The sequence below is a fragment of the Streptomyces sp. NPDC001668 genome (genome assembly GCF_042893155.1).
In the GTDB taxonomy this organism is placed as follows: domain Bacteria; phylum Actinomycetota; class Actinomycetes; order Streptomycetales; family Streptomycetaceae; genus Streptomyces.
Genome location: NZ_JBIAUQ010000014.1, coordinates 208,743 through 233,236, shown reverse-complemented (window position 1 = coordinate 233,236; position 24,494 = coordinate 208,743). Strand labels below are relative to the sequence as shown.

The following is a 24,494-nucleotide window of genomic DNA, read 5'->3' as shown; positions in this document are numbered from 1 at the left end:
CTCGACGCATGCAAGCCCGAGGCTCATCAGGTCGATGTCGACGGCGAGGCCTGCACAGGTCGGAGATAGTCGCTCACGGGAAGCACCCCCAAGCATCTTTGACGCTTAAAGGTTGCATTGCGGGGAAGATCCATGTATCATCTTAAGCGTCACTTAGGAGATGGAGCAGCAGCTGCCCCGGCATCGCCCCCGGCATCACCGACAGCGCCGTCAGCCGCCCTCTCCACACGCCAAGTCCAGGAGCAGTCCGTGCCCCTCGTCACCCGTTCTGACCTTCCGACCATGACCGCCGAGGCTCTCGGCAATGTCCTCCGGGGATGGATCTCCGCCGCCAGCGAGGCGAGCGCCCAGATGCAGGATGATTTCGCGCGCCTCACTGGCGTGCAGGTCGACTTCGGCGCCCACCCTGTCCCGAGCTGCCCAGCATGCGGCTGGACGTCCGCCAAGCCCGACCAGAGCGACTTCCAGGTCGAGGGACCCGGAACGACTCACCACCTGGGCCCCCACATCCACTTCACCGGCTGCGGCCACCGCTGGGCCATCACCGACATCAAGCCCATCAGCGCCCAGTCCGACGCCTGATCCCCGCGCGCCGTCCCGGGCCGCCTCCACTGGCCCGGGGCACGGGCGGCGCGAAGCAAACTCCCAGCCCGAGAGCACCGACGGTGCATTTTCACCTACACACCCCGACCTGACAGGAACACACCGTGCCCCGCCGAAAGCAGACAGCGCGCGCCAACCACCAGGCGGCCGCCGAGGGCCTTCGGGAAATGCCCGGCGTGGCGCTGACCGTCGTCGTGTGCCCCGCTCCCTACACCGCCGAGTCCCTGGCCCGCGACATCCGACGCGGCCGCTACGCCTACACCCCCGCTGGCGCCTACAACGCCCGAACCGAGCCCGTCGACAACGGCACCGCCGTACTTGCCTGGTACGACCCCGCCCCCGCACCCGCCGAGTGAGGTTGAAGCCGTGGCCGGGCACGGCCCCGGGAGCGTGAACCCCCGACCTGCACCGCACGCGCTGCGAGGACGTCAGTCCTGGCGCCTACCGCAAGTTGCCCAGTATTGACCCGAGCTGGAGGGGATCCGGTCCCTGGCGGGCGTGACCCTACGGTTCGACGACTGCGAGTCCGCAGTCCGTCAGGATCTTCATCGCCTGCTCGCGGGTCAAACCGTTTCGGGCGGCCCAGTCGTTGGCGTCCACTACCGATCCGTCACGGAGCCGCGCGCGCAGCGTCGGCACCAGGTCGCCGGTGCCGGCGGGGAGAACCGGGCGCACCAGCAGTTGGGCACGCCACCACGCGTCCGGACGGGGTCCGACGTAGGCGTCCGGGTGGCCGACCGTCAGCGTCGCACGGTGGCGCCAGTCGTCGGCGTTGCTGATGAGCGGAAGGCCTTCCCGGGTCAGCTGTGGTCCGGGGCCGATCGAGTAGGCGAGCGGAACCCTTGGTGTCCACGGGCGATCCTCGACCTGCAGGTCGAGCAGGCGCAGGCCGGCCGGGCCGCCGACGCCCATGCCCCGCACCACGTCAAGTCCGCGGCAAATCGCGTCCTCGGCAGACTCGCCGGTGACGGTCCCCAGCATGGGTCGTTGGCGGCCGTCGCGTCCGCGGTACCTGATCTCGAAATCATGAAGAAGAGTGGCGGTCTGTGGCATGAGGATGTCTCCCGAGCTCGTGGAGGCGTTGCGCCTGTGCGATACGGCCGCCCGCCGCAACGGGGGCGGCCGGCCAGAGTGGTCGCGTTGAGATCCTCGGCCCGGAAAGGGGCCGCCACGTGTGCCGAAGCACTGCACGGCAGTCTAGTACCCGCCACCGACACCACGGCTTGTAACCCGGAAAGACGGCAGTCCCCCCACCGCCGAACTGCGGCTTGGGTCGCTCGGCCTGGGCAACCTTCCGAGGAACGCCCCGGGTTCGCCACCACTTCGTCGTATGCCAGTCCGCGATCTCGTGCGGCCGAGTCATCTGCCAGGGCCTGCGAGGCAGGCCCTGGACTGCCGTCATCCGACGGGACTCCTTGAGGCTGACTCAGTGCTGGCGGCCCTCAACGCACGGCTGGGTCGGGGAAGTTGTCGACGGGCCCGCTCATCATGGTCTCGTAGAAGCTCTGGAACTCGCGCATCTTGTGCAGGGGCGTGCGTCCCGCTGCCACGCTCCCGTACCAGGCGGCGCCGACCATGAGTTCCGCGGCCTCGTACCAATATCTGTCGTCGCCAGTTCGGACGTCGGAGGCGGCGGCCATCGCCAGAGCGGCCTTACGGGCGGCTACTGCGGTCGCTGTGCTGGGGCCGGTGAGCTCTCTGGCGATCCGGTACGCAAAGGGGCGCCGACCTGTGGTGCGGATGATGTCCGAGCACAGCAGGGGGTCGCAATCGAATACTCCGAGAGCGGCTCGCGCCAGCCGACGCCCGTCCGGGACGGCTCCGGCACGGAACAGGGCGAGGAACGCCGCGTGGAAGACTTCCGCGTCGGGTCCGAACACGGTGTCCGCAAACCCTGCCCGTCGCATGACGGCTTCCGCCCCTTCCCGGCATGCGGCGCCCATGTCCTTCACCTTCTGCGGGTCGGTCTCGTAGCACGCGTTCTCGATCGCGCCGTAGGCGTCGTACCAGGCGGTGCTCTCTGCGGAGGCGATCGTGACGCTCACCAGGGCGTTGGCCGCGTCCACGAGGCCGGCACGCCGCAGTTCGTCGGCAAGCCGCAGTTCTCTGGGGTCGGGAACAATCAGATGCAGCACGTCGGTGTACGTGATGCCGGTGGTGGCCTGGATGCGGCGAGCTGCGCTGGCAAAGCGGCTCTGGAACTTGGGCATCGGATTCTCGGCTTCCGGCGGTTCCGCCCACGCCCGACCGCCCCGTTTTCTCGATGCACGATGATCTTGGGGTTCGCGGGCCCACTGGGACCTTCACCCGAATTCGCCTGCTGCGTGGGAGCTAGCGTGGGTGGCAGTACGCGTCTAGCCACCGGGAGAGTACCAGCCGTCGCGGCTCTCGCCGGCGCGTCGGGTTTCCGCAGACCAGCCGTGCCCGGCCAGCCGCGGTGGGTCCGGCCCCGGGGCGGCGTGATGAACTCGCTCGCCCCATGGCCGGGCGTCGTTGGCTCCGGGCTGAGCAAGTGACGTCAGACCGCGCGGTCGTTGATCCATTGGACGGGAACGGCGACGAAGGCCAGGCGGGCGCGCAGGGCTCGGCGGGCGGTGTCGGCGGCGTTGAGTCGGCCGTCCCGGCGGGTAAGGGTGCGGGCGACGGGCGGGTGGGCAGGCACGAAGCCGGCCGCCGTGATGACGCCGGCGGTGATGACAGCGGTGATCATGCGGCCGAGCTTGCTGTCGCTGCGGCAGTGAACGCGCACGGTGGGTGTGCCCTTCTCGACAGAGGCGACGCCGACCTCGGGGTCGTCGCGGTACGCGGCGTTGTAGCCGAGCGTGGAGGAGACGATGTCCGCGGCGGTCGCCGGAATGTCTTCAAGCTCCAGGGGGCGGTCGGCTGTCGGATCGATCGCCAGGATGATCTTTTCGATGCTGGTGAACGCCTCATCGAGACGCCGCAGGGCGGCGCGCCTGGCGGTGAAGTCGCGGCGGTCGCGTGCGGTCTTGAGGTCGTCTGCCGCTTCACCGAGCTCGTCGTGGGCGGTGGCGAGGTCGAGGTGGGTGTCGGCCGGAGCGGTGGGGCCCATCGCCAGCAGTGCGTCGCGCAGGTCTCGCAGATCGTCTTGGGCCGGGGTGCGGCGGGCGTAGGCAAGGATCTCGTACGCGGCACGTGCAGCGGTGATGACAGCCATCGACGTTCTCCCCGAGGTTCGGCGGGACCCCTTTCCCCTCTTTGACGCTTAAGAATATACATCATCACGTCATGCCACGGCAATTCTTAAGCGTCACCGAGGTCGCGTCTGCCCTTGCTGCCTTCGTAGTGTCTCCGGCCCAGGGCTGTGCTCGGCAAGCAACCGGTCAGGCATCGGGGTCGTCGTCGAAGCCGGTGTTCAGCCGCCGCTCGAGGTCACTGACCCACCCCTGGGCCCACCGCCGCAGCTCTGCAATGTCGTCCGCAGAGAGGCCGTACGCCTCGAACTCTATGTCGTCAATCCACTGAGCAGTCCCGAGACGGTCGCGGAGGTCGTCCAGCCGGAACTCGCCGCGGCCGTGCCTCTCCCCCAGCATCTCCAGATCCGCGATCGTGTGGTCACGGGCGGCCGCGCGGACGTCGACGAAGTCGCGGGGTGCCGCCCGGTCTGCCAGCGCTCGGACCTTGGTGCCGATCACATCGTCGAGGCCGAGTGCGGGGCCGTACGGAGTGAGCGCCGGCTTGGACCACAGATTTTCCTTGAGGACATCGACCTCGCACTGCTCCCCTGTCTCGGCACTGGTCGCCATCAGGCGAGCGGCCAGCGGGTCCACACTGATGACGCTGACCTGCCAGCCACGCTCGGCCAGACCACGTACCAGATCATCGGCAATGACCGACATCGGGGCAGGGTTCTCGGTCGCGACGTCGATGTCCTGGCTGAGTCGGTCAACCAGGCCGTGCGCCTGGGCGGCGTAACCGCCAGTGATCACCAGCGGGTAGGGGGTGCCGATCGCGAGAACGTCCGCCAGGAGCCGACGATGGAGGTCGGTGATCTTCACGCGGCGGTGGACGCCTGGTGCTCAAGCTCGGGGAACGCGGCCTCCCACGCTTCACGGACGTGCCTGCTGATCATGGTCCGCATCAAGGGCCACTGCGCGAGCAGAAGACGCCGGTTCAGGAAGCGGATGATGTCGTCGCGCTGCCCTTCAGCGAGTACCGTCCGGTAGAGGCTCATGCGCTGCCGGGGCCGGTCCAGGTCGTAGGCGCGCAGGCCTGACCAGACGATATGGAGCGGCAGCTCGACCAGGCCGTGCTCCGGCCCGGCGAGGTCCTCCAGGGTGTCAGGAAGGCGCCCTGCGTACCGCTTGTGCAGCACGTCAGCGACGGAGGGCGTGGCACCAGGAGACGACTGCTGAACCATGGACCCTAGTATCCCGTGCGGACCGGTCGAATGGCAGGGCGGACTCGCGTTCCGCCCTCTTTCTCTGACCGGATGCTCCCCCGCTTCGAGGCGCTGCGTTCAGGGGTGCGTACGGCCTCCTGCCCCGGCCGAGCAGGCTGGTGTTCGCGTCAGTGGCTCCTGGGGCCGAGATCGCTTGCCGTCGAGGTGCGGTGTGCTGACCTGCGGTGTCTCATGAAATGGGACAACTACGGTTGCGGCCGGTGAGGCCAGCCGTCACGGAGACGGGTCCTGACATCATGTCCCGCCCCCGAGATGGCGATTCCAAGGCGCCCGCAGCCGCGGATCAACGGCCGTGGCGCTACACGGCCGGTCGACCGCCACACCGAGATGGGAGTCGGTGATCATGAGCCGGCCGATTTGGACGGGGGTGATCACGTTCGGGCTGGTCAGCCTGCCTGTCGGCCTCTACACCGCGACGGATGACCACACCGTCTACTTCCACCAGCTCCAGCGCGGTACCGCAGACCGGATTCGCAACCGCCGGATCAATGAGCGCACCGGCCGCGAAGTGCAGGCCGAGGACATCGTCAAGGGCTTCGAGGTGGCGGACGGCGAGTACGTCGTCGTCGAGCCCGAGGAGCTGGATGGAATCGCTCCCGGCCGCTCGCAGGCCATCGAGATTTCCGATTTCGTCGCCCTTGAGGAGATCGAGCCGGTCTATTTCGACCGCACCTATTACGTCGCTCCACGCGGGAGGCAGTACACCAAGATCTATGAGTTGCTGCGCGCCGCGCTGGCCGAGACGAACAAGGTGGGGATCGCCACCTTCGTCATGCGGGGCAAGCAGTATCTGACCGCGCTGCGCGCGGAGAGCGCGGTTCTGGTGATCCAGACACTGCACTGGTCGGACGAGGTCCGCGATCCCGGCAGGGAGCTGCCGGAGATGCCCTCGGGCCGGGCCGGCAAGGGAAAGGAACTGGGCACGGCGGTCCAGCTGATCGAGGCTCTGAGCGCTCCCTGGGATCCCTCCCGGTATCACGACACCTATCAGGAGAAGGTTCGGGATCTGGTGCGGGCCAAGGCGGAGGGTGAGCAGGTCGCTCTGGCTGAGGGCCCGCCGCAGGCCACCAACGTCGTCGATCTCATGGCGGTCCTCCAGGGCAGTCTCGACCAGGCCCGTGGCGCCGCGCACGAGGACGGGAAGCCCCGGAAGAAGGCGAGCGCGGGGCGGAGGTCGACGCGCAGGGCGGCCGCGGCGTCCAGGAAGGCGCCGCCGCGAACAGGGCGTGTCTCGTCGTCGGAGCGAAGCAGCGGCCGTGCAGAGCTGCGGCAGCTGAGCAAGGCGGAGCTGTACCGGCGGGCCAGCGAGCAAGGTGTACCGGGGCGGTCGAGGATGAGTCGCGAAGAGCTGATCGATTCCCTTGCGTCGGCCAGGCGGCGCCGGAAGAGCACTGCCTGACAGGTGCCGTGGCCCGCTGGCTCGCGGCTCAGGCGAAGGCGCCCACGAGCTGGTCGATGATGGCGCGGATGCCGCTCCAGTCCGCGTCCGGTGCCGGCGTCCCTGCGTGGTGGGCCTTCACCTTGAGCAGGAAGCGCTCCTGGGCCATGTTCTTGTCGCCATCCATCAGGGACCCGTGGTATCGGCGCAGTTTGCCGTTCCAGGACTTCCACTGCACAGGCATCAGCCCGTCCTCCGTCTGCAGAACGTCTCGGCCGAGGTACAGCTCCAGGGATCCGGCTCGGCCATTGATGTCCGCGAGCACCGGCTCGTCCGTGTACGGGCCGAGGGTCGGGTAGGCCTTCAGGAGCGACAGCGGCGGGTAGAACAGCACGCGGCAGCGGTCGGGGAGAGCCCGCTCCATCGTCTTTTGCATGCCGGCGTGGCCCTCGGTGTCGTTGTCCGCCAGCGCGATGAAGCGGTTGGCGACCCCGGCCGCGACGAACGCCGCAACATTACGGGCGAGTTGGGCCACTCCGCCCTCCGCTCCAGCGCCGGCGTAGTCGAAGAAGGTGACGTAGCCCTTGAGGTGGGGATGGGTGACGCCCATGCCCGCCGACAGGAGCCGGGCGTCGGTCGTTCCCTCGGTGAGTACGAGGAGCGGCGCGGTCTGGGAGAGGTCGGCGAGCTGTTCGGCTCGCGCATGTTCGGCGATTCTCTGGCTGGGGTCGAGTTCGACGCAGCACCCGGTGAGTTGGGTCAGGTCCAGACTCACGGTGCCCTGCGGGTCGGGTGCGCAGTCCAGGAGCAGGCGAACGAAGTCGCGGCTGTCCATCCGCCGGGAGAGCTCCTCCAAGGACTCGCCGGAGGCGTGGCTGAGGTCGTCCCTCTCGGCTGGGAAGGCTTCGGGTTCTTCGGCGAGGAACTGGCGGATGCCGTCCTCGAAGGTCGCGGGGTCCGGGGCCGAAGGCGAGTCTTCGCCGTTCATCGGGGCGAGGCCTGCGGCGAGGGCCTGGCGGGCTCGTGCCTGCGTAAACCCCTGGACCTGGAGCCGCTCCCGAAGCGCGTTCACTGTCGTCGCGTAGGCGAACTCGGCCCACGGCTGCCCGTCGTCGTGCGTGTGGTGCACCACCGGGCACCGGTCTTCTTCTGTGAACAGGGCTGCGATGTCCGGGAGATAGGAATCGGCGCAGTACAGGAAGGTGTGGTCGCCGATCGCGACGAAGGAGTGGTGTCCCATGGGCCCAGCGTCGCAGGCACCGTGCCTCCAGCGCCTCCGATATCCGGGTGTGGGCCTCCGGTGCTCGCCGCGTCCGGAGTCGCGGCGTGCGAGGGCGGATCGCTTCCGGTGGTCTTTACTCGTCGTCCCCGCCCGTGATGGGCGCGGTGGTGCTTTTCCAGTCCATGCACATCTGCAGGTACTCGGATCGAAGATGCGAGCGCTGTTCCTCCAGCACACCGGTCGCCGGGTCGAGGAGATAGACGGTGTCCCGGAAGCGGGTGAATCCGACTCTCTCCCAGCCAGTTGTGATCTTGGCGGTCACCCGGTCCCATTCCGCCTGGTCCGGCCTCCAAGACCCGTCCGGGTCGGCGATCCCGGGGATGCAGGCGACGGCGCGGCAGCCCGGTGCCAGCCGGTTGATCGCCTCGGCCGCGAGGACGGCGCCGAGGCCGAATCCTCTCCAGGGCGTGATGAGCACGACGCGGTCCATCACCAGAAGGTCGGTGCCCGCGTACAGCAGGCGCTCGCTCGCTTCCGTTGTGAAGTAACCGTCGGGGTGGAGCAGGGCCCCGGCAATTTCGCTGAGTTCCTCGGACTCCTCCTCCATCGCCGTGTAGCCGTTCATGCCCTGGTCGAGGCGGACCCGGTAGAACTCCATCCGTCCGATCTCGATCTCCTGGTCGGCGTGATCGTGTGGTGCCTTGGGTGTCGGGCGGCGGTCACTGTCGTTTGCGCCTGCGTGTCGGACGCTGACGCCCCATCGCTGGAGTGTCTCGCTGTAGGGGTCCTCGACCAGCCCGTGCGTGGTCGTGTAGTGGAGGTACAACTTCGACGGATCCGCCGGCAGCTGGTCAAGGCTCTTGCTCACCGGACGGACCCTATCCGGCGCTCGCGGTGACCTTCGGTCTGGTTTGTCGTTCGGGCCGGCGCCGGCCGGGCGGCTACCGGCCGGCCAGCGAAGCAGGCGAAGCTGGTTCGGCCTCGGTGGGCACTCAGGCGATGGTGGTCGGTGTCGCCTGGGGTAGTTGCCGCGCGAGCACGGACGGGTCCCCTGTGTAATGGAGCGTGTTCATGCCCAGCTCTCTTGCGGCGAGGCAGTTGTCGGCGCGGTCGTCGATGAAGATCGTCTTTTCGGGGCGCGGCCAGCCGGCTGCGGCCAGCCCCGCCTCGTACATCCGGCGGTGAGGCTTATTGGCCCCCAGGCGGGCGGAAAAGACGGTGCGCGTGATCAGGGTTCGGCACCAGGTGGTGTGTTCGAGGGCATCGGCGACGGGGTGAGGGGCGTTCGAGACGAGGATGATGGGCAGCCCGGTGGCGTGTGCCGCGTGCAGCACGGCAAGCACGTTCGGGTCGGTGTTCGTCCACATCGCCGTGTCGGTCTGGCGCAGTGCGGTCAGCAGCTCGCTGCCGGGGGGTGCGGAGCGGCCTCCGCGCAGCAGCCCGTGCCAGAACGCGTGCGTGGTCATGGCGCCGGCGTCGTACGCCTCCCGCCGGTTCCAGAAGGCCTGCTGGAATGCGTGGTGCTGGCCGGCAGGCCATCCGGCGAGGGTGGCGAGGTTCTCCCATTCCTTGTCCGTCGGCTGGGTGCCGGCAACGCCGTTGTAGTCGAGGAGCAGCGCCTCGAGGTCGGGGGCGGCGGTGGGGGATGTGGTCATCGAGGCTCCAGTGCTCGGCGGGCTGCGGCCGCGACGGTGGCCGCGAGGATGGCGGGCAGTGCGAGGGCGGTGGGAAGGGGGGTGAGTGCGGCGAGCGCTCCGATTGCGGCGGGGCCGGTCAGCAGGCCGAGGTAGCCGATCGTGGTGACGGTGCCGACGGTTCGGGCGCCACCTCGTCCGGCGGCGGTGATCAGGGCTGGCACGGCGGTGGACAGGCCCAGCCCGAGCCCCATCCATCCGGCCAGGGCGGCGGGCGCGGAGCCGATGGCCAGGCCTGTTCCGAGGCCGACCGCTGCCAGGACTGCGCCGGTCCGGACGAGAGTGGTGGGGCTGTAGCGGGCGGTGAGTCGGTCGCCGAAGAGGCGGCCGAGGGCCATGGCGCAGCTGTAGAGCGCGTAGGCGCCGGCCGCGACCGCTTCGGAGGAGTGCAGCGACCGCAGGTGTACGGATGCCCAGTCCGCGGCTGCGCCTTCGGCCAGGAGACACGCCGCCGCCAGGCCGCCGAGCAGCCAGGTGTGCCCGCGGGACGTCCGCGCGGGTCGGTGGTCGCTGGTTGGGGCGTCGTCGTGGGAGTGGTCGAGGTGGGTTGCGGAGCGGACCACGGGCAGGGCCGCGAGGGCGGTGAGCGCGGTGGCGGCGCCGACGGCGGCGAAGAGCACCTGGTGCGGCAGCCACGCGGTGGCCGCGGCAAGCAGGGCGCCGCCCAACGCGCCCAGGCTGTAGGCCGCGTGGAAGCTGGCCATGATCGGACGCCCGTACGCCTGTTGCACATTGACGGCGGAACTGTTGGCCGCGACGTCCAGCACGCCGTGGGCCGCGCCGAACACGACGGCGGTGATGACCAGCGAGGGCAGGGTGCGGCACTGGCCCAGCAAGGCGAGGGCGGCGGCGAACGTGACCGTGGGCGCGACGAGGAGGCGGGAGGGCCCGTGCCGGTGGGCGAGGCGTCCACCGGCCTGGAGGCCGGCGACCATTCCGGCCGCGGCGGCGAGGAGGACCACCGCGAGCCGCCCAGGGCCGAGATGCGCTGCGGCCTGGACCGCGGGCATGCGCGCTCCCCAAACGGCCATCACGATGCCCAAGATCGCGAAGGTACTGGTGAGTAGTCGGCGGTCCGCGATCGGGGGTGCTGTCGTCGTGGGCAAGGTGGCGGTCATCTCGCCCCCGTCTCATGCCCGGCAGCGCGCAGGGTGCGGCGCGTGCGCCGGCTCGCCCAGTGCGGGCGGGTCGGACGGGTGGGCGGCGATGATCCGTCCTTGTGCAGGTCGGCGGGGCGTTGGCGGATTGCGTGTGTCAAGGCGTCCTCGCAGTGCGTGGAGGGGCTGTGGGAAGGACTGCGGGGCGGCCAGGCGACGTGGGTCGTGGGCCGTCCGGCGGTGGGTAGGGCAGATCCTGGGTGGCAATGCCTGTGGATAGATCTGCGGCGCAGTCGGAGCGGGCGGCCGCGGCGGGATCCTCGGCGCTGCCCGAGCCGGTCGTCGGCTGCGCCAGGGAGGGGACTGTCGATCGCATTGGTCAGCAGGAACAGCGATGCCATGGCCGTCGAGGTGGCGGCGTCGAAACGGTCTGCCGCTCCCAGAGGGGATGCCAACGGGTCCATGACGTTGGGCAGTCGGCCTATGATCGTCCCCGCCAGGAGCTGCTTCGTGGACGGCGTCCGAAGAACGTCCGGCATCCGATCCCTGGCCGGACCTCCAGGGCGGTCACCGATGTTTCCGATCTTGCTTAGGCGCTTGGAAGGTCTCGGCTGCAAGGGGATGCGCGGGCTGAGGGATGTGCCCGCCTGCGTATCCAGTGCACAGGCGAAATCGGCCTCCACTGGTCCGCGACACGTGGGCCAGTTGGTGCACGACGCCGCCGCAGCCGTGCCGGGAGCCGTTCTCGAGGCGAGGGGCCATGGGGACAGGTTCTTGCGACCGCAACACCCAGGCGGCGGCCATCACTCGCGATCGGCCCAGGAGTTCCCGGAGAAGGCCTGCGAGGCCTGTTGATTACTCACGCCCGTCGATCGGCGGCGCGGCTCGACTCGTAGAAGGAGAAGATCGGATGCGCCGCTTGCGGGTGGTCACCTTCAATACGCTCTTCGGCGGGCACTCGGACTTCGGGTTCGGTCCGGCTGAACACTGGGCGGCACAGGCGGAGTTCCTGCGCTCACTGGAGCCCGATGTACTCGCCCTGCAGGAGTGCAACTTCTGGGAGCAACTGGGCCGGCGGCGCCTGCACCGGGCCGTCTCCGCCGTGGGGATGGCCCAGGGGTTCCTCGCGGAGGCCAATGTGACGACATCGGGTCACCGCTTTCACTCCGCCATCCTGCTCAGCAGCCGGCTTGGGGTGGATGCCGAAGACTCGGACCGCTCGCGCTACCACCACGTCATGGGCTGGGCCAACCTGGTCGTGCCGGGCCTCCGCACGTTGCTGGAAGTGCGTAATCTCCACCTTGACCCGTTTGATCCCCGCAACCGGGCGCGGGAGGTCGCTCCCCTGCAGGTTCTTGCCGCTCCCGGCCGACTCGGCCTGGTCGTCGGCGACATCAACTCCATCGGGCTCGGCTACCCCGAACCGGACTGGACGCAGCTTCCCGCACATCTACGCAACGGGCAGTTGCGGTCGCCGGGGCAGGACGAGGTTTCTGACCGTGAGGCGGTGGAACTGCTGGCTCGCGCTGGCTTCGCTGACGCCAGCGCCCGCTTCGGCCAGGAGGCGGTGGCGACTGCCGCCTTCGGCAAGGGTGACGTACCGCGGCGCCAGGACCTCATTCTGGTGACCCCGGCCTTGGCTCCAGCGCTGGTCGAATACGAAGTCGCTATGGAGCCCGTCGACTTGGGGTGGTCGGATCACGCCGCCGTTCGCGCGGACTTTGACCTGAGTCTCCTCGACCAGGTGGCATGACCGGGAGGAGCGACACGACCTGCACCTGATGCCCGGCCGCGGCGGCCATCACGGTGTTGCCGGCCCGCCCGTCCCGAGCACGCGCTGGTCAGGCGCTGGGCGCGTTGTTGAGGTGGTGGTGGGCGATCCAGTGGTTCGCCCACTCGGCCGCCGCGCGCATCATCGTCCCGCCGGGCCAGTGGTCGGCGGAGGTCAGCTCCAATCCGCCCGCGGTGTAGGCGAGCGGCGGGTGGTGCTCAGTGAGCTGGCGGAACAGTCGGGACAGCTGCGAGTCGTCGTCCAGGTCGTGGCCACGCTCTACCAGGGCGTCGCGGACTGCGTCCTCGATCTTGGTTTCCCCCTGCGGGCGGGGAGCGAGGGCAGCGACCAGTTGTTCCACTGGCGTCTCTTCCCACTCACTGTCGAAGCGGAAGGCGTAGAGCACCAATGCAACGGTGGGCAGAGCGAAGGTGAAGGGACCAGCGCTGTAGTTCTTCGGCCACGCGGGCTCAATGAGGGTGGCCGCGCGCCGCAGGGCGTTGTGCCACCGGTGGTTCACCGACTGGGTTGCCGATACCGGGAAGTCCAGCCGCCCCGCGGCCCACCACAGGTCCCTGATGTCCATGGCGGCACCCTATGGGCTACGGCGTTCTGGCGTCTCCCCGCTTTCCCGCCAACTGAGAGCCGAGAGCCGAGCCCGTCTCGTGCGCCGATCTCGTCCTCTGGCAAGCAGCGCCTGCCGCCGAATCTTCGATCCTTGCCTACCGGCAGTCCAGGCGCTCGTGACGGAACTCCCGGACGCAGTGGGACGGCAGGCAACACCGCTGGAAGTGGGGGCCCGCCGTGGGCCAGGGTGCCCCAGGTGCCGTAACGTCGCCCAACACCCGTCGGCGGGTTGAGCGTTGCCGGCCGAAGAAGATGTTCGCGCAGCGACTGGACGGGGCCTGTCAGGTGGCGGCTGGGACTCGGCGTTCACGCGAAGCACGCATCCGGATGGTGAACGCCTCGACATTGGCACGTTCTCGATCTTCTTGGATGAGGGCGTATGCGGACAAGGCGGCCTTGATCGCGCTGGAGAAGTCACCTCGGGTGTCACGGTCGGTGATGCGGTGCACGGCAGCTGCGGCTTCCCACGCGGCATATCGGGAGGGAGAGCGATCCGAAGGCTCGCACCACCAGGCAGGTAGTGCGACGGCAAGGCGCGTGGCGAAATCGACGGGCGGGAACCCGCAGGGGCCGGCGTTCTGGTGCGCTGTGATGGCCGCCCGCAAGAATTCCTCGACTTCGTCGTCGTCCTCGCACTCGGCCTCCAGGAAGCGGAAGACGATTGCCAGGAAGGGGATGCTCGAGGCAGCGCTTTCGGGCCAGTCCCCAGGGCAGTTGCCGAAGGCCTCCGAGAAGCTCTCTGTGAGGGCGGCGTCGTAGTCGCGTGGCACGACTCCAGAGGTACGCCATTACGAGCGCTGTCCGGCCGCAACGCGACCGGCTGGCAGGCAAAGTGCCCTCGGATGAGGGAGCACTCGCCGCCCGGGGACAACCCGGGCAGCTACCGCTCCGGGTGCTGCCCCCTGTGCAGCGGCCGATCAGCCGGCAGACACCGAGTCGCGGATCGCGGCGCGGCGCGCGTTGGACCGGTCGCGTCGGCGCTTCGGACCGCTGGCGTGGGCACCGCTCGCGCCCGAGCGACGGCGCTCCTGCACCGCAGCCACACGAGCTCGGCTGCCGCTCTTCATCCCAACGAACTGCCTGGGCATAACTCCACTCCTCAATACTCCGGGCGATGAGGCCGCCACACCCTCAACTGTTTGACGCTTAAGACTATACAGACTCCCCTCTCACCGCGCAAGTCTTAAGCGTCATAGACCATCGAACTCCCGACTGGCGCCCCGATTGGACGGTCGACCTCCAGTGAGCCGAAACGAAACTCCGAAGATTGACGCTTAAGACTTGCGCGACCGCCGGGCGGTCTGTATAGTCTTAAGCGTCAATCGGCGGAAGCCCGCCAGTCCCTGGAATGAGGAGTTCTGTTGCACGCTCTTGAGACCCACGCCGACGGCACCACGAGCTTCGTCTCCGCCCGCCTGGACTCCTGGCACCGGCTCGGTACCGTCACTCGCGACGCGATGACCGCCGAGGAGGCGCTGGATCTCGCCTTTCTGTCGGGGTGGAACGTGCGGAAGGTCGGCGGTCTCCACACCTACGAGATGACGAAGGACGGGGTGACCCGGCTGGAGTCCCCGGACGAGTTCTTCACCGTCCGCACTCACCCCAAGACGGGCGTCGCCGAGCGTCTGGGCACGGTGGGCGCCAAGTACGAGGTCGTCCAGAACGAGGAGCACTGCGAGCTGCTCAACCTCCTCGTCGACGAGTCCGGCGCTCACTTCGAGACGGCGGGCAGTCTCCATGGGGGCAAGCGGGTGTTCGTGACGATGAAGCTGCCGAAGACGATCCAGATCGCCGGGGTGGACGACGTCGACCTGTACCTCGCCGGTTTCAACAGCCACGACGGCAGCAGCGGCTTCCGCTTCAACGTCTCGCCGACGCGTGTGGTGTGCGGCAACACCCAGCGCATGGCCATGGCGAACGCGGTCTCCCACTACACCGTCCGCCACACAGCCGGAGCCAAGGCCAAGATCGCCGAGGCGCGCAAGGCGCTGAACATGGTGTGGGAGTACGCCGAGGAGTACGAGCGCGAGGCCGAGCGGATGCTCAACACGTCGGCCGGTCTCGGTCAGCTGGAGATGGTCATCGACGCTCTGTGGCCGCTGGAGCCGAACCCGAGCACCCGGACCCTGAACAACCACCGGCGCCGGAAGAACACCATCGTGATGCTCTTCGAGCACGCCGCCACGCAGGCCAACATCCGCGGCACGTGGTGGGCGATCGTCCAGGCGGTCTACGAGTACCTGGAGCACTTCGCCCCTGCCAAGACCGAGGAGGCCCGCGCGCACCGGGTCCTGACGTCCAGCGACGTCAAGAAGAAGATGCAGAAGGCGTACGAGATGTTCGCGCTGGCCGCCTAGGCAGCGCAGTCGGCGGGCCGGTCTCGCACGGACCGGCCCGCCCTCCCCCGCCCTCCTCCATGCCACGGCCCCAGCAGGGACTCCCTGCCCGTAGGGCACCCATCACCAGCCGCGAAGGAACCGATCCGCACACCATGACAGCGACCAGCATCAACGGAATTGACGTCGTCGAGGACCAGCCCGCCCAGTCCCCGCTGACACGCCCCGGCGTACACGTCGTCTTCGACAAGATCCGCCACTTGCTGCTCGCCGATGGATCCGAGTGGTACGGGTGCGCGCTGTGCGACTACACCTCGCAGAACAAGAACTCGATCCTGCCGCACTTGAAGGCCCACGCCCCGAAGAAGGCCCCGTCCTCGAAGGCCGGTAAGGCGATCACGGCCGTGCGGCCCAACCGTGCCCCCTCCTCCGCCCCGAGCTCGCGTCGGACGCCAAGCCGACGCGCTGACGGTGGCCTGGCTTCTTTGACCCTGGGCGAGCTGGTGACGCGTGCTCAGCAAACGGACCAGCTGCGCGAGCAGCGCGACGCCGCCCGGGCCGAGCTGAAGGAGGCTCTCAGGCAGGGCAACGGCTGGAAGTCGCAGGTCACGGAGCTCCGCGCGCAGGTGGAGCACTGGAAGCAGCGTGCGTCCGTCGCCGAGCGGCAGTTGGCCAGGGTGGGGCGCCTCGTCGGTGCCAGCGCCTAGGAAGCCCGCCCGCGTACGGGTGATGCGGCCGGTGCCCGGTAGCCGGGCACCGGCGAGCGGAAGCGGAGAAGGATCCTGTGACAACCGATTGGGATGGCCGGCTTGCCCTTAAGGCCTCGGCGCTCGAGGCGGCCGGCCGGGGCTGGCGGGTGTTCCCACTGCGGCCTGGCAGCCTCACGCCCGCAGTGCGCGAGTGGCAAGCGCGAGCGACGACAGATCCGGCACGTATCGAGCGGGCGTGGAGCGCGGGTCCGTACAACGTCGGCCTCGTGCCATGCTCTTCGGGGCTGCTGGTGCTCGATCTGGTCGCCGCCCTACCAGGGGAACAGCCTCCGGCCCGGTTCCGACTTCCGGGTGTCGTCGACGGCGCAGACGTTTTGGCCGTGCTCTCTGAGGATGCGGGCGAGCGCTTCCCGACGGAGACGTACACGGTCGTCGGTCCAGACGGCGGGCTCCAGTTGTACTTCGCTCATCCCGAGCGGCCATGCCCGCCGACGTCGTCCGGCGCCGACAGCCGGCTGGGCTGGCACGTGGCGGTGCGGTCGTCCGGCTCGTATGTGCCGGCGGCGGGAAGTGCAACTTCTCGCGGTCGCTACACGTGCAGCCACGACACGCAACCGGCGCCCTGGCCAGACTGGCTGGCGCGTCTCGCCGCGGAGGACAGCTCGCAGCCTTCCTCTCGTGGTTGCTCCGAAACCACCCCCGACGTATAATCTTAAGCGTCAAAAGAGGTCGTGTCTCGGCAGTGCTCACTGTGCCGACGGGACTGGCCCGCGAGCCGCCCAGCGCTACGCGTCTGCACTTCGTGCCGTCAGCTTCTCGTGTCAGCCGGACGACCGGAACCCGGGCCGCGCACACGAAGAGCCCATCGGAGGATGCGAGGCGCGGCGCCCGGGCCAGCCAGGAGCGCGGCACGCGCCGGTTCCGACTTACCCACGCCGACTTGAGGAAGAGGACTTGGACCAGCACTTCCGTCAGACCATGGACAGCATCGCGAGCACGAACAACGAGGCCAGCCTCGCAGACCTGATGCGCCGCGCAGCGTCGCTGTGGCCCGCTCTAGCCGACACTGAGTTGTCCGACGCCCCGGAGGCCTTCCAGACCGTCATCTACGCCGCGGCGGGCCTGACGCATCTCCCGACCCTGGCGCAGCTCGCGATCCGTGCCGGCCAGCTGTGGCAGGCCCCCGACGGGCCAGCCGACGAGCGCGGCGCGGTGGCCGGGGCCTTGCCCGAGCACGCCAGCCTCCCAGTCCTTTCTTCCGCGCTGGCCACGGCCCGGCAGGCCGAGGTGAAGGTCGCCGTGCTGGGCGGCCGTGGTTCCTTCATGTGGGCGTACGGCGAGAACGGCGCGCAGGGGGCGTTCTTCTTCCCCGAGGGCAACGGCGTCGAGATCCAGTGGTTCATCGACGGCCGGCACAACGAGAGCTGCCTGCGCGGGCGGAAGCTCCAGGCCGTGCGCACCGCCCGCAACGAGCGCCTCGCCGAGATCGGCACGGCCTTCGCCGCCGCCGGCTGGAGCACGATGGACAAGATCAGCTCCAATACACACACGCTTCGCCGGCTGTCCGTGATCGCCCATCCGCCCCAGCTCGCGCAGTAGGCACGACGTCCTGCGCGGACGGCACTGTCAGTGCCGGATGGCAGCATGCCCGAATGCCCACTACGCCCGACGTCACCTCCGTTCGGCGGGCGGGCCAGCAGGCGCACCTGGTCGTACGGGCGCCGGCCACCGGCGAGTTGCACCTCCTGGCGCCGGGCGAAGCCGCCCCGGCCCAGCTCGCCGTCGGGATCCGCCTGCTGTGCGTGGACGGCGACCCGGCCGGCCCCGCCGTACGCCCCTACACCGGTCCGTGGCAGGAGGGCCGAGCTTGCCGTACCTGCCTCGCCGTCGCGCGGGGCGAGCCGCCTCAGCCGGCGGCGAGCGCCGAGGTACTGCCCGACAGCGAGCCGATCACGCCGGACGGCCCTGCTCCCGCCCGCCTGCCCGCCCAACACCAGGGCCACGACGTGGACTGGGAGCCGTGGAGCCCCCAACCGTGGATATCCCATGTCACGCAGCCCTGCGAGCACTGCGGGGCCACCGGCCCCGGTGAGTGGACGCGGGGAACGAGCAGCCAGCCACTCCTGCGGTACTCAGCGGTCAGGTGTCCGCACTGCGGCCTGCTGGAAGCATTCGTCCTGCGCGAGGACGGCACGAGGAGTCTGATCTGGGCGCAGCGTGGCCGCTGACCATGCTTGCAGCCGACGGCGCGTCTGCACGGCTGCGGCGATGATGGTTCCATGGCCATTGACGGAGAAGTGTTCATCGGCGAGGTGACGGTGGGCAAGGCGGCGCTGCCGCCCGACGCCGACGCGCAGCTCGTCGTCCGCCAGCTGCGTCGAGCTCTGCACGAGGTCGAGGTACGCGAGCTCGGCCCGGCCGCGGCCGCCGAGCGCTTCGGCCCGTTCACCGGAAGCAGTGACTCGCCGCACATGCGGTACGTCCTGCCCCTGTCCGCAGGCCTCCTGGAGCGTCATCGCGACCATGCCGAGCTCCTCGACCTGTATCGCACGCTTCAGCTGCGAGGACCGGGCGTGAACGTCCACGTGTCCCAACTGGCCGCGCGTGACTAGTCCGCGCGCCCTGCCGCTGCACCGGCCGTGGGGCCAGCCCGCCCTGACGGATGTCGTACGGTTGACGAGCCGATGCTGCGATCTCGCGTCGCAGAGTCGAGGGGCTCCGGGTACACGCCTGGAGCCCCTCGGTCTTTTCCGCGGCGGCGTCTCCCTCCCCGCCGGCCAGACCGGTCTGGCCCCTGCTCCGGCTACCTGTTGCGCTCGGTCACCGGAAACTGGCCGGAAGCTGGCCGACTCTGGGGGCGCCGCTGGGTGAGCTGTACGGGCACCTGGGTGACCGGCCCCGACATGCACAGGCTCCCTTCCCACTCCTCAACCGTTGGGTTCTGGCACAGGCGTTGGGTGGTGTCGGGGACCCAATGGATGCGGTCGCAGCGGCCGATACGGAGGAAGGCCCCGAGGGCGTCGCGGATCGCGGTCCCGTCACCTGAGCTGGACTGCTGCATGTCGCAATCCTCAGCGACCGGGCCGGGCCGGCGCCACCCTGACGCACCATGACCGATTCGCCTGATTCAGCAAGCATGCGGAGGAACTGAAGCTCCTCGGCGTGTAGTTGGGAGCCGGGCTGGCTGCGCCGCGCGGAAATCTATCCACAGGCGGTGCCCCATACGTTCACGGTGATCGCCCCCACCACCCCGCGAAGGCAGCCGCCCCGGAATCCGGGCCGGCCTGCCGACTGCGGCGTGGCGTGGAACCGGCGATCAACCGTCATCGAGAACGGAAGGCACAGCATGCCCATATCCATCGGGCGCATGGCCGCGGTCGGTGCTCTCGGAGCCTCTCTGATCGGCTCCGCCGTGGCCATGGCACCGGCCGCCCAGGCGTATGACACCGGCACCACGAAGATCAGCTGCTCTGCGGTGAAGGTACGCACGAGTCCGTCCCAGAGCGGGACGGTGGTCGGTGTCGCCTACAGGGGCGACAAGATGACCTACAACCAGTGGGTCTACAAGAAGAGCGAGAAGCGCTGGTACACGCGTGGGGTTGTGAAGCGCAAGTCCGACGGAGCCAAGATCAGGGGTTACGTCGTGTACCGCTGTGCGAACCCCTACGAGTCGAACGGCGCCCCCACACCGCCGATTCCGAAGTGAGCCGTGGCGTAGCCCGGCCGTGAGCCCCGCCGGCGGGACGCCGATCCTCGGCGGCACCGCCGGCCGGACACGGGCCGCCCCTTCAGGCCCGTGCAGGACGCCGGCGACCGTCTCCTTCGGCCGTGCGCGAGAGCCTTCCCCACCACGGCGTTTCCGTGGGCCCTCGCCAGCACGTGCCTGTCGCCCCCACCAACTCACCATCGTTTCTGGAGAAGCGCCATCATGACGTCCCGAGAACTCGCCCACCGGCCGCGCGGACAGCGCTGGTTCATAGCGGCCGCCATCGGCGTGACCGCGACGGCCGCGTTGAGCGGCTGCGCCACCGGCGAGAGTCCAGCGCACGAGGCCAGCCCGCACGCCACGACCAGCGCGGCGCCGAAGGGGACCGTGACGGTCCAGGAGGCCGATCGCCTGCTCGACCACTACGAAGCCGTAAACAACAAGGCAAACAAGGCCCAGGACGCGAGGCTGCTCGGCACCGTGGAGGGCGGGCAGGTGTACGAGCAGAGCAAGGCGGACTTCCAGCAGTGGGACACCAAGTCCGCCAAGGAGCAGCGGCAGTACGAAAAGTCCTGGTTCTACGTCGACCGTACGTACCTGATCCCGCCGCAGGGCACCAACTGGTTCGCCGTGAGTGCCCGGATCAGCGATTCGAAGACCAAAGCCATGGCCATCATGGCCAAGACGGACGGCACGTGGAAGGTCGTCGCGTCCCTGGCCCTGGAAGACGGAGCCACCCTCCCGAAGATCGACACCAGCAACCACGGCCTCGTTACTCCGGTGAAGTCGTCGGTGCGCTCCGGAATCCTGGCCGGCAGCGGCCTGTCGGACGCCTACGAGGACCTGTTCGAGACGGGCGGCTCGAAGGCCGGGAAGGCGATCGACCAGAAGGGAGGCTTGGCCAAGGACGCGTTGGAGGTCTACCACGACCGCAACAAGGGCAAGGACGCGCGGATGGCCACGCTGGAGTACAACCGGACCCAGCCGCGCCACGACGAGGTCTTCGCCTTGAGGCTGGCCGATGGCGGTGTGCTTGCCCTCGCGCCCACCGCGCACAAGAGCACCTTTGCCCTGAAGCCGGCGTACTACTTCAACTACCAGATCACGCCGTCGAAGGAGGCCTCGGTTTACAACAGCGCCAAGCGGCCGGTCGTGGTGACGGAGTACCAGGGCATGGTGATGGCCGAGTTGCCCACGCGGGGGAAGGCTGAACTGGTGGCGCGCGAGTACAGGCTGGTGGACGCGCAGTGACCGACTCTTCCTTTCCCGTTCCGGGTTCCGATGCTGCCAGCCACGGCGTAGCAGGCCATGCAGCCGTGCCGGGATCGGATCCGAGGGCAGCGCAGGTCATGTCCTGCAGGCTCTGCAGGGCGGCGCCGGCCGAGCTCGTGACGTTCCGCGGGCACGTGGCGTTCCTGGTCTTGATGCGCTTCACAAGCCTGAGCGGACCATTCTGCCGGGTCTGCGGCACGGCAGTGTTCCGGGAGTTCACCGCGAGGACGCTGTGGCAGGGCTGGTGGTCACCCCTGTCGCTGGTGCTGTTCACGCCGGCCACCCTCGTCATCAACCGCGTTGCGCTGCGACGGATCAACAGGCTGCCGAGTCCGGGGCCGGCGGTGGGGGCGGGGCTGACACCTGGTCCCCGCGTCCTGCGCCGTAAGTCGTCCTTGGTTGCGCTGATCCCGCTGCTGTGGGGTTTGTGGGTGCTCTCGCACATCGTCACGGTCGTCGCGGCCTGACGGCCCCGTCGGGCAGATGTCCTGCGCTTCGGTGGTCGCCGCTCTATCGGCGAGGCACTGCCCTCGTCACGAGTCCTCACAGTCCACGGGCCCCAAGGCCCGGGTGGATGCCACCACATCGCGTGCCGCCCCTCGGTGTCGCGACGTACTGGCCGCTCGGCCTGCTGTTCCTGAGGCCAGTGCTCCCCCGCCGGTCCGGCTTCGTTGCCCGGGCGCCTTGCTGGCGCCCGGGCACGGGCGTTTTAGAGCGTCCCGCTCTCGCTCACCAGCCACCACATTTCGACGCTTAAGGCTTGCTATCACGCCCCGCAGTGCGTATACTCTTAAGCGTCGAAGGGTTGGTTAAGCCCTTCGCCAGTCCGCCGTCCAGGTGGCGGCGCGGCCGCCGCGCCCCCTACGCCCCCCGAGGGGGGCGCGGCACCTCCGGCCAGATTGCTGGCCGTGCCCGGTCGGCCCGCCCACGCCCGCTCTCCCCAATGGCCCGGGCGGGCCGACACCGTCTCCGCGCCGGAGCACTCCACCGCCCCGGCGCGCACCCGACCCGAAGGTCGAACGTGAAGAGCCAGTTCATCGTCACGTTGGATTACAGCCCCGACAACCTCGTCAAGACCGGCCTGCTCAGCGAGGCCGACGCCCGGTCCGCCGACCGCTCCTCGAAGGCCCACGAAGCTCTGATGGAGCTGCTGGCAGATGCCGTGGTCAATCAGCACGAGATCGCCCACGGCGACATCGGAGTCAGTCACTCCTCGCATCTCCTGGAGGAGGACACCGATTGACCTGGCCCGCGCAGCCGCTTCCCTACCCGACACCCCGCCTCCCGGAGATCACAGCACCCCATGACAGCCGAGACACAGTACGTGGCAGTCGATCCCCGCACCCTGTCCGTGGAGGGAATCGACGGCGGCGTGGACGCCTTGCCGAACGACGCGGTAATCCATCTCGCCGAGCCGGCCCTGGGCATGAAGGCCGGTTACTGGTGTACGCGTTGGCGGCAGGGCCGTCCCGGCACACCCGGCGCGGCGCGGATCCTGCAGTTTGCAGGTGAGCGAGCTTCAGGCTCCCGCGCCGGGGATGCACACGCAGCCCGCGTGTGCGCGCTGTGGGCAGAGCCCTACCCGACCGCCGTGTCCGGCTGGCGCCTGAGCGACCTCCGCGCACTGATCGAGGAGCACGCCGACCTGCCTGATGCCACGCTCGTCCTGATCGGCCCGTCGGACCACCCGGCGGACGGCCGATGGTCGCCGGTTGGATCGGCCACCACAGGCCGGTCCGCGCCGAACACGGACGGAGGCGGCAACTACGGCCAGTTCTGGAGCGATGACTGCGCCGACGATGAAGCCGATCCGATCCCTTCAGACACCCTTCCTGCGCTCGCCCTCATCCCGTCCGCCTGAACTCGCGCCCGCTCAACCGCCGACCCGGCCCCGGAGAGCCGCACGCAGGCACACCCCCACACCCAGGCACTGACGCTTAAGGCTTGCATCATCTTCGAGCTGCAAGTATTCTCTTAAGCGTCAACTGGTGAGGCCCTGCGGGCCGTCACCTGCACGGCTTCGAGATGCGGAGAGTCTTGCACGTTCCAATCTACGGCCTGATGTACGGCGGTCTTGGCCTTCAAGTAGCGGCGGAGGCGGCCCGGTTGACCGGTCGCCTGGCGATGGCTCCCGGCTACGGCCTGGCGGCGATCGGCACCTTCAGCCAGATGGCCGCGATGGTCTTCGCCCGCGCGGATGCCGGCGCCGCCCTCAGCGCCGCGTTCACCGCGTACTACCTGAACCGGTGGTGGCACGGCGGAGGCGGCACTGGAACACGGCGCCGTCTGCGCGACCTGCGCGAGCGGTTCTTCGGAACACGCCGCACCGCACCTGCGGCCGCGTGAAGCGCTCACCAGCCGCTGGTGTCCCGTCGCCTGCGGCTGGCACCGGACCCCCAAGCCCCCGCCACGGAACGCATGCACCCCCTCGACTTCCACGACACCCTCGACCTTCCCGACGTCGGCCGGATCTCCCTGCACGTCACCACGCTCGACCACGGCCACGTCCGGTACGCCGTCCGCGGATCCCATCTGCGGGGTTCCTTCGTGCTCATCCCCGAGGCCCTCACCGATGGGACCGTCCTGCCCAGCACGGTGACCGTGCAGTACGGCGCGGGTGAGGGATCACCGAGCGACCTGCAGTATGACCGCGTGCACCGGCCCGAGGAGCCGGTCGTGTTCAACGCCCGCCTGCACGGCTGGACCAACCACATCAACCCCGATGCCCCGCCCGGGAGTTACTTCCTCGGCCCCTACGCCCACATTCTGCGCAACGGCGTGCACCGCCCGGTCACCGACGGCGTCCGCCGCCGCACCGAGACGCTCCTGCGGGCCATCGCGCGGCACTGGGCCCGGCTCCCCCACCGCCAAGAGCTCATCACCAGCGCCGCACGCTGCAAGGCCGCCGAGCTGGCCGAGCACGAGGCCGGCAAGGCCGCGGCCCTCGAGGAGGAGGCCGCCGCCCTCGTGATCCGCCGCGCGCAGGCCCGGCGCAGGGTGAACGTCCTCAACGGGATCATCCGCCGTCGGCCCCTGCCCATCCGGCCAGCGGATCCGGCCCCGGTGAGGGTCCCGATCACCGATGCCAAGGGCGGATCGCTGGGCGTGATCACAGTCCGGGAGATCTCGGTCGACGCGGAGGTAGCAGGCAGCGTCGTCTATGAGGTGTCAGGCACCTCCCGGGTGCAGGGGCGCTTCACGGTCGAGCGCAACCGCATGCGGCCTCAGCCGATGCCGGAAGGCATCCACGTCGCCTACGGCCACGCCCGTTCGCGGTTCACCTACGAGCACGAGCTGCCCCCGAGCGTGAACGGCGTGACGCTGAGCGGAGGGTGGGACTGCGACGACTGCGCGGACATCACTGCCACGACGCCCGCGGAGCTTCCCGCCCAGCTGCGCGCCGGCGGTTCGGCTCCGGCCGCTACCCAGCGGCGGGCCTCGGCCGTGCTGCGGGCGCTGGCCCTGCGCTATCTGGCCCGCCCCGACGCCGAGGCCCTGCGCCTGGCCGCGGCGAAGGAGTACGCACCCGGCCTGCTGGGCGCCACCCGCCTTGAGCTGCGGGAGATGCGTGCCCGGCAGCGCGAGGCCGAGCGGCAAGCCGCACTCCACCGCGAGCGAGAGAAGCAGTACCGCGCACTGCTGTAGTACCCCGCCC

The 24,494-nt window shown here is 69.3% G+C and carries 28 protein-coding genes; 17 read left to right on the top strand and 11 right to left on the bottom strand.

Translation table 11 applies throughout. From position 1 onward, the window contains the following. Positions 1–282 precede the first annotated feature (282 nt). Together ACFYZ8_RS34425 and ACFYZ8_RS34420 are read left to right on the top strand one after the other, a co-directional pair. Entirely contained in the window at positions 283–582 is a 300-nt protein-coding gene (locus ACFYZ8_RS34425; protein WP_389050710.1) for a hypothetical protein, read from the top strand. A 125-nt stretch (positions 583–707) separates the two neighbouring features. Next, positions 708–959 (top strand): hypothetical protein, encoded by a 252-nt coding sequence (locus tag ACFYZ8_RS34420; protein WP_389050708.1) that lies wholly within the window; start codon positions 708–710, stop codon positions 957–959. Between the two features lie 148 nt (positions 960–1,107). Here the strand turns inward: ACFYZ8_RS34420 and ACFYZ8_RS34415 are convergent, their stop codons facing one another. The 5 genes from ACFYZ8_RS34415 to ACFYZ8_RS34395 form a co-directional block, all read right to left on the bottom strand. Then, the gene (locus ACFYZ8_RS34415) at positions 1,108–1,656 is read right to left on the bottom strand and encodes a hypothetical protein (RefSeq protein WP_389050706.1); all 549 of its coding nucleotides are present in this window, start codon (positions 1,654–1,656) and stop codon (positions 1,108–1,110) included. Between the two features lie 389 nt (positions 1,657–2,045). After that, complete coding sequence (locus ACFYZ8_RS34410) at positions 2,046–2,813, bottom strand: hypothetical protein (protein ID WP_389050704.1); 768 nt, start codon at positions 2,811–2,813, stop codon at positions 2,046–2,048. A gap of 308 nt (positions 2,814–3,121) precedes the next feature. Beyond that, a complete protein-coding gene (locus ACFYZ8_RS34405) occupies positions 3,122–3,781 on the bottom strand; it encodes a hypothetical protein (protein WP_389050703.1) in 660 nt (219 codons plus the stop codon). A 166-nt stretch (positions 3,782–3,947) separates the two neighbouring features. Further along, complete coding sequence (locus tag ACFYZ8_RS34400) at positions 3,948–4,622, bottom strand: nucleotidyl transferase AbiEii/AbiGii toxin family protein (protein ID WP_389050700.1); 675 nt, start codon at positions 4,620–4,622, stop codon at positions 3,948–3,950. Beyond that, the gene (locus tag ACFYZ8_RS34395; RefSeq protein ID WP_389050699.1) at positions 4,619–4,984 is read right to left on the bottom strand and encodes a hypothetical protein; all 366 of its coding nucleotides are present in this window, start codon (positions 4,982–4,984) and stop codon (positions 4,619–4,621) included. The genes ACFYZ8_RS34400 and ACFYZ8_RS34395 overlap by 4 nt, the downstream gene beginning before the upstream one ends. Positions 4,985–5,369: 385 nt before the next feature. Between ACFYZ8_RS34395 and ACFYZ8_RS34390 the strand changes: the two genes are divergently transcribed. Next, the gene (locus ACFYZ8_RS34390) at positions 5,370–6,425 is read left to right on the top strand and encodes a Ku protein (protein WP_389050697.1); all 1,056 of its coding nucleotides are present in this window, start codon (positions 5,370–5,372) and stop codon (positions 6,423–6,425) included. Between the two features lie 28 nt (positions 6,426–6,453). On the opposite strand, the gene ACFYZ8_RS34385 is transcribed toward ACFYZ8_RS34390, so the two are convergent. From ACFYZ8_RS34385 to ACFYZ8_RS34370, 4 genes are all read right to left on the bottom strand, one after another. Continuing rightward, positions 6,454–7,644 carry a HEPN/Toprim-associated domain-containing protein gene (locus ACFYZ8_RS34385; RefSeq protein ID WP_389050694.1) on the bottom strand — a complete coding sequence of 397 codons (1,191 nt, stop codon included), beginning with the start codon at positions 7,642–7,644 and terminating at the stop codon, positions 6,454–6,456. Positions 7,645–7,759: 115 nt separating this feature from the next. Continuing rightward, a complete protein-coding gene (locus tag ACFYZ8_RS34380) occupies positions 7,760–8,494 on the bottom strand; it encodes a hypothetical protein (RefSeq protein WP_389050692.1) in 735 nt (244 codons plus the stop codon). A 124-nt stretch (positions 8,495–8,618) separates the two neighbouring features. Next, complete coding sequence (locus tag ACFYZ8_RS34375) at positions 8,619–9,281, bottom strand: HAD-IA family hydrolase (RefSeq protein ID WP_389050690.1); 663 nt, start codon at positions 9,279–9,281, stop codon at positions 8,619–8,621. Then, entirely contained in the window at positions 9,278–10,438 is a 1,161-nt protein-coding gene (locus tag ACFYZ8_RS34370) for an MFS transporter (RefSeq protein WP_389050687.1), read from the bottom strand. The genes ACFYZ8_RS34375 and ACFYZ8_RS34370 overlap by 4 nt, the downstream gene beginning before the upstream one ends. An 889-nt stretch (positions 10,439–11,327) precedes the next feature. On the opposite strand from ACFYZ8_RS34370, the gene ACFYZ8_RS34365 reads away from it, so the two are divergent. Continuing rightward, positions 11,328–12,170, top strand: a complete 843-nt coding sequence (locus ACFYZ8_RS34365) for an endonuclease/exonuclease/phosphatase family protein (protein WP_389050686.1) — start codon at positions 11,328–11,330, stop codon at positions 12,168–12,170. Positions 12,171–12,258: 88 nt separating this feature from the next. Here the strand turns inward: ACFYZ8_RS34365 and ACFYZ8_RS34360 are convergent, their stop codons facing one another. Next, a complete protein-coding gene (locus tag ACFYZ8_RS34360; protein ID WP_389050683.1) occupies positions 12,259–12,774 on the bottom strand; it encodes a hypothetical protein in 516 nt (171 codons plus the stop codon). A gap of 322 nt (positions 12,775–13,096) precedes the next feature. Next, on the bottom strand, positions 13,097–13,585 hold the full coding sequence (locus ACFYZ8_RS34355; protein WP_389050682.1) for a hypothetical protein: 489 nt from the start codon (positions 13,583–13,585) through the stop codon (positions 13,097–13,099). Positions 13,586–14,176: 591 nt separating this feature from the next. On the opposite strand from ACFYZ8_RS34355, the gene ACFYZ8_RS34350 reads away from it, so the two are divergent. From ACFYZ8_RS34350 to ACFYZ8_RS34290, 13 genes are all read left to right on the top strand, one after another. Continuing rightward, positions 14,177–15,172: a DUF932 domain-containing protein gene (locus ACFYZ8_RS34350; RefSeq protein WP_389050679.1), complete on the top strand. Its 996-nt coding sequence runs from the start codon at positions 14,177–14,179 to the stop codon at positions 15,170–15,172. Positions 15,173–15,306: 134 nt separating this feature from the next. Further along, positions 15,307–15,858 carry a hypothetical protein gene (locus ACFYZ8_RS34345; protein ID WP_389050678.1) on the top strand — a complete coding sequence of 184 codons (552 nt, stop codon included), beginning with the start codon at positions 15,307–15,309 and terminating at the stop codon, positions 15,856–15,858. Between the two features lie 77 nt (positions 15,859–15,935). Then, entirely contained in the window at positions 15,936–16,571 is a 636-nt protein-coding gene (locus tag ACFYZ8_RS34340) for a bifunctional DNA primase/polymerase (protein ID WP_389050675.1), read from the top strand. 268 nt (positions 16,572–16,839) lie between these two features. After that, complete coding sequence (locus ACFYZ8_RS34335; RefSeq protein ID WP_389050673.1) at positions 16,840–17,460, top strand: hypothetical protein; 621 nt, start codon at positions 16,840–16,842, stop codon at positions 17,458–17,460. Positions 17,461–17,513: 53 nt separating this feature from the next. Continuing rightward, positions 17,514–18,089 carry a hypothetical protein gene (locus tag ACFYZ8_RS34330; protein WP_389050670.1) on the top strand — a complete coding sequence of 192 codons (576 nt, stop codon included), beginning with the start codon at positions 17,514–17,516 and terminating at the stop codon, positions 18,087–18,089. 51 nt (positions 18,090–18,140) lie between these two features. Beyond that, a complete protein-coding gene (locus ACFYZ8_RS34325) occupies positions 18,141–18,473 on the top strand; it encodes a hypothetical protein (protein ID WP_389050668.1) in 333 nt (110 codons plus the stop codon). Positions 18,474–19,207: 734 nt separating this feature from the next. Then, the gene (locus tag ACFYZ8_RS34320) at positions 19,208–19,567 is read left to right on the top strand and encodes an SH3 domain-containing protein (RefSeq protein WP_389050666.1); all 360 of its coding nucleotides are present in this window, start codon (positions 19,208–19,210) and stop codon (positions 19,565–19,567) included. A gap of 222 nt (positions 19,568–19,789) precedes the next feature. Beyond that, positions 19,790–20,818 carry a hypothetical protein gene (locus tag ACFYZ8_RS34315; RefSeq protein ID WP_389050663.1) on the top strand — a complete coding sequence of 343 codons (1,029 nt, stop codon included), beginning with the start codon at positions 19,790–19,792 and terminating at the stop codon, positions 20,816–20,818. Positions 20,819–20,991: 173 nt separating this feature from the next. Then, positions 20,992–21,306 (top strand): hypothetical protein, encoded by a 315-nt coding sequence (locus tag ACFYZ8_RS34310; protein WP_389050661.1) that lies wholly within the window; start codon positions 20,992–20,994, stop codon positions 21,304–21,306. Positions 21,307–21,860: 554 nt separating this feature from the next. Then, positions 21,861–22,082 carry a hypothetical protein gene (locus ACFYZ8_RS34305; protein ID WP_389050660.1) on the top strand — a complete coding sequence of 74 codons (222 nt, stop codon included), beginning with the start codon at positions 21,861–21,863 and terminating at the stop codon, positions 22,080–22,082. A 60-nt stretch (positions 22,083–22,142) separates the two neighbouring features. Continuing rightward, complete coding sequence (locus ACFYZ8_RS34300) at positions 22,143–22,700, top strand: hypothetical protein (protein ID WP_389050657.1); 558 nt, start codon at positions 22,143–22,145, stop codon at positions 22,698–22,700. A gap of 176 nt (positions 22,701–22,876) precedes the next feature. Further along, entirely contained in the window at positions 22,877–23,185 is a 309-nt protein-coding gene (locus ACFYZ8_RS34295) for a hypothetical protein (protein ID WP_389050656.1), read from the top strand. Between the two features lie 18 nt (positions 23,186–23,203). Then, complete coding sequence (locus tag ACFYZ8_RS34290) at positions 23,204–24,484, top strand: hypothetical protein (protein WP_389050653.1); 1,281 nt, start codon at positions 23,204–23,206, stop codon at positions 24,482–24,484. The last annotated feature ends 10 nt before the right edge of the window (positions 24,485–24,494 follow it).

Coding starts and splice junctions, on each gene's coding strand:
- ACFYZ8_RS34330 (WP_389050670.1), top strand. CDS start 17,514: ATGCCCACTACGCCCGACGTCACCTCCGTTCGGCGGGCGGGCCAGCAG.
- ACFYZ8_RS34365 (WP_389050686.1), top strand. CDS start 11,328: ATGCGCCGCTTGCGGGTGGTCACCTTCAATACGCTCTTCGGCGGGCAC.
- ACFYZ8_RS34310 (WP_389050661.1), top strand. CDS start 20,992: ATGCGCTTCACAAGCCTGAGCGGACCATTCTGCCGGGTCTGCGGCACG.
- ACFYZ8_RS34360 (WP_389050683.1), bottom strand. CDS start 12,774: ATGGACATCAGGGACCTGTGGTGGGCCGCGGGGCGGCTGGACTTCCCG.
- ACFYZ8_RS34300 (WP_389050657.1), top strand. CDS start 22,143: ATGACAGCCGAGACACAGTACGTGGCAGTCGATCCCCGCACCCTGTCC.
- ACFYZ8_RS34320 (WP_389050666.1), top strand. CDS start 19,208: ATGCCCATATCCATCGGGCGCATGGCCGCGGTCGGTGCTCTCGGAGCC.
- ACFYZ8_RS34415 (WP_389050706.1), bottom strand. CDS start 1,656: ATGCCACAGACCGCCACTCTTCTTCATGATTTCGAGATCAGGTACCGC.
- ACFYZ8_RS34335 (WP_389050673.1), top strand. CDS start 16,840: ATGGACAGCATCGCGAGCACGAACAACGAGGCCAGCCTCGCAGACCTG.
- ACFYZ8_RS34395 (WP_389050699.1), bottom strand. CDS start 4,984: ATGGTTCAGCAGTCGTCTCCTGGTGCCACGCCCTCCGTCGCTGACGTG.
- ACFYZ8_RS34405 (WP_389050703.1), bottom strand. CDS start 3,781: ATGGCTGTCATCACCGCTGCACGTGCCGCGTACGAGATCCTTGCCTAC.
- ACFYZ8_RS34385 (WP_389050694.1), bottom strand. CDS start 7,644: ATGGGACACCACTCCTTCGTCGCGATCGGCGACCACACCTTCCTGTAC.
- ACFYZ8_RS34325 (WP_389050668.1), top strand. CDS start 18,141: ATGGCCATTGACGGAGAAGTGTTCATCGGCGAGGTGACGGTGGGCAAG.
- ACFYZ8_RS34390 (WP_389050697.1), top strand. CDS start 5,370: ATGAGCCGGCCGATTTGGACGGGGGTGATCACGTTCGGGCTGGTCAGC.
- ACFYZ8_RS34345 (WP_389050678.1), top strand. CDS start 15,307: ATGACAGCGACCAGCATCAACGGAATTGACGTCGTCGAGGACCAGCCC.
- ACFYZ8_RS34370 (WP_389050687.1), bottom strand. CDS start 10,438: ATGACCGCCACCTTGCCCACGACGACAGCACCCCCGATCGCGGACCGC.
- ACFYZ8_RS34375 (WP_389050690.1), bottom strand. CDS start 9,281: ATGACCACATCCCCCACCGCCGCCCCCGACCTCGAGGCGCTGCTCCTC.
- ACFYZ8_RS34410 (WP_389050704.1), bottom strand. CDS start 2,813: ATGCCCAAGTTCCAGAGCCGCTTTGCCAGCGCAGCTCGCCGCATCCAG.
- ACFYZ8_RS34315 (WP_389050663.1), top strand. CDS start 19,790: ATGACGTCCCGAGAACTCGCCCACCGGCCGCGCGGACAGCGCTGGTTC.
- ACFYZ8_RS34425 (WP_389050710.1), top strand. CDS start 283: ATGACCGCCGAGGCTCTCGGCAATGTCCTCCGGGGATGGATCTCCGCC.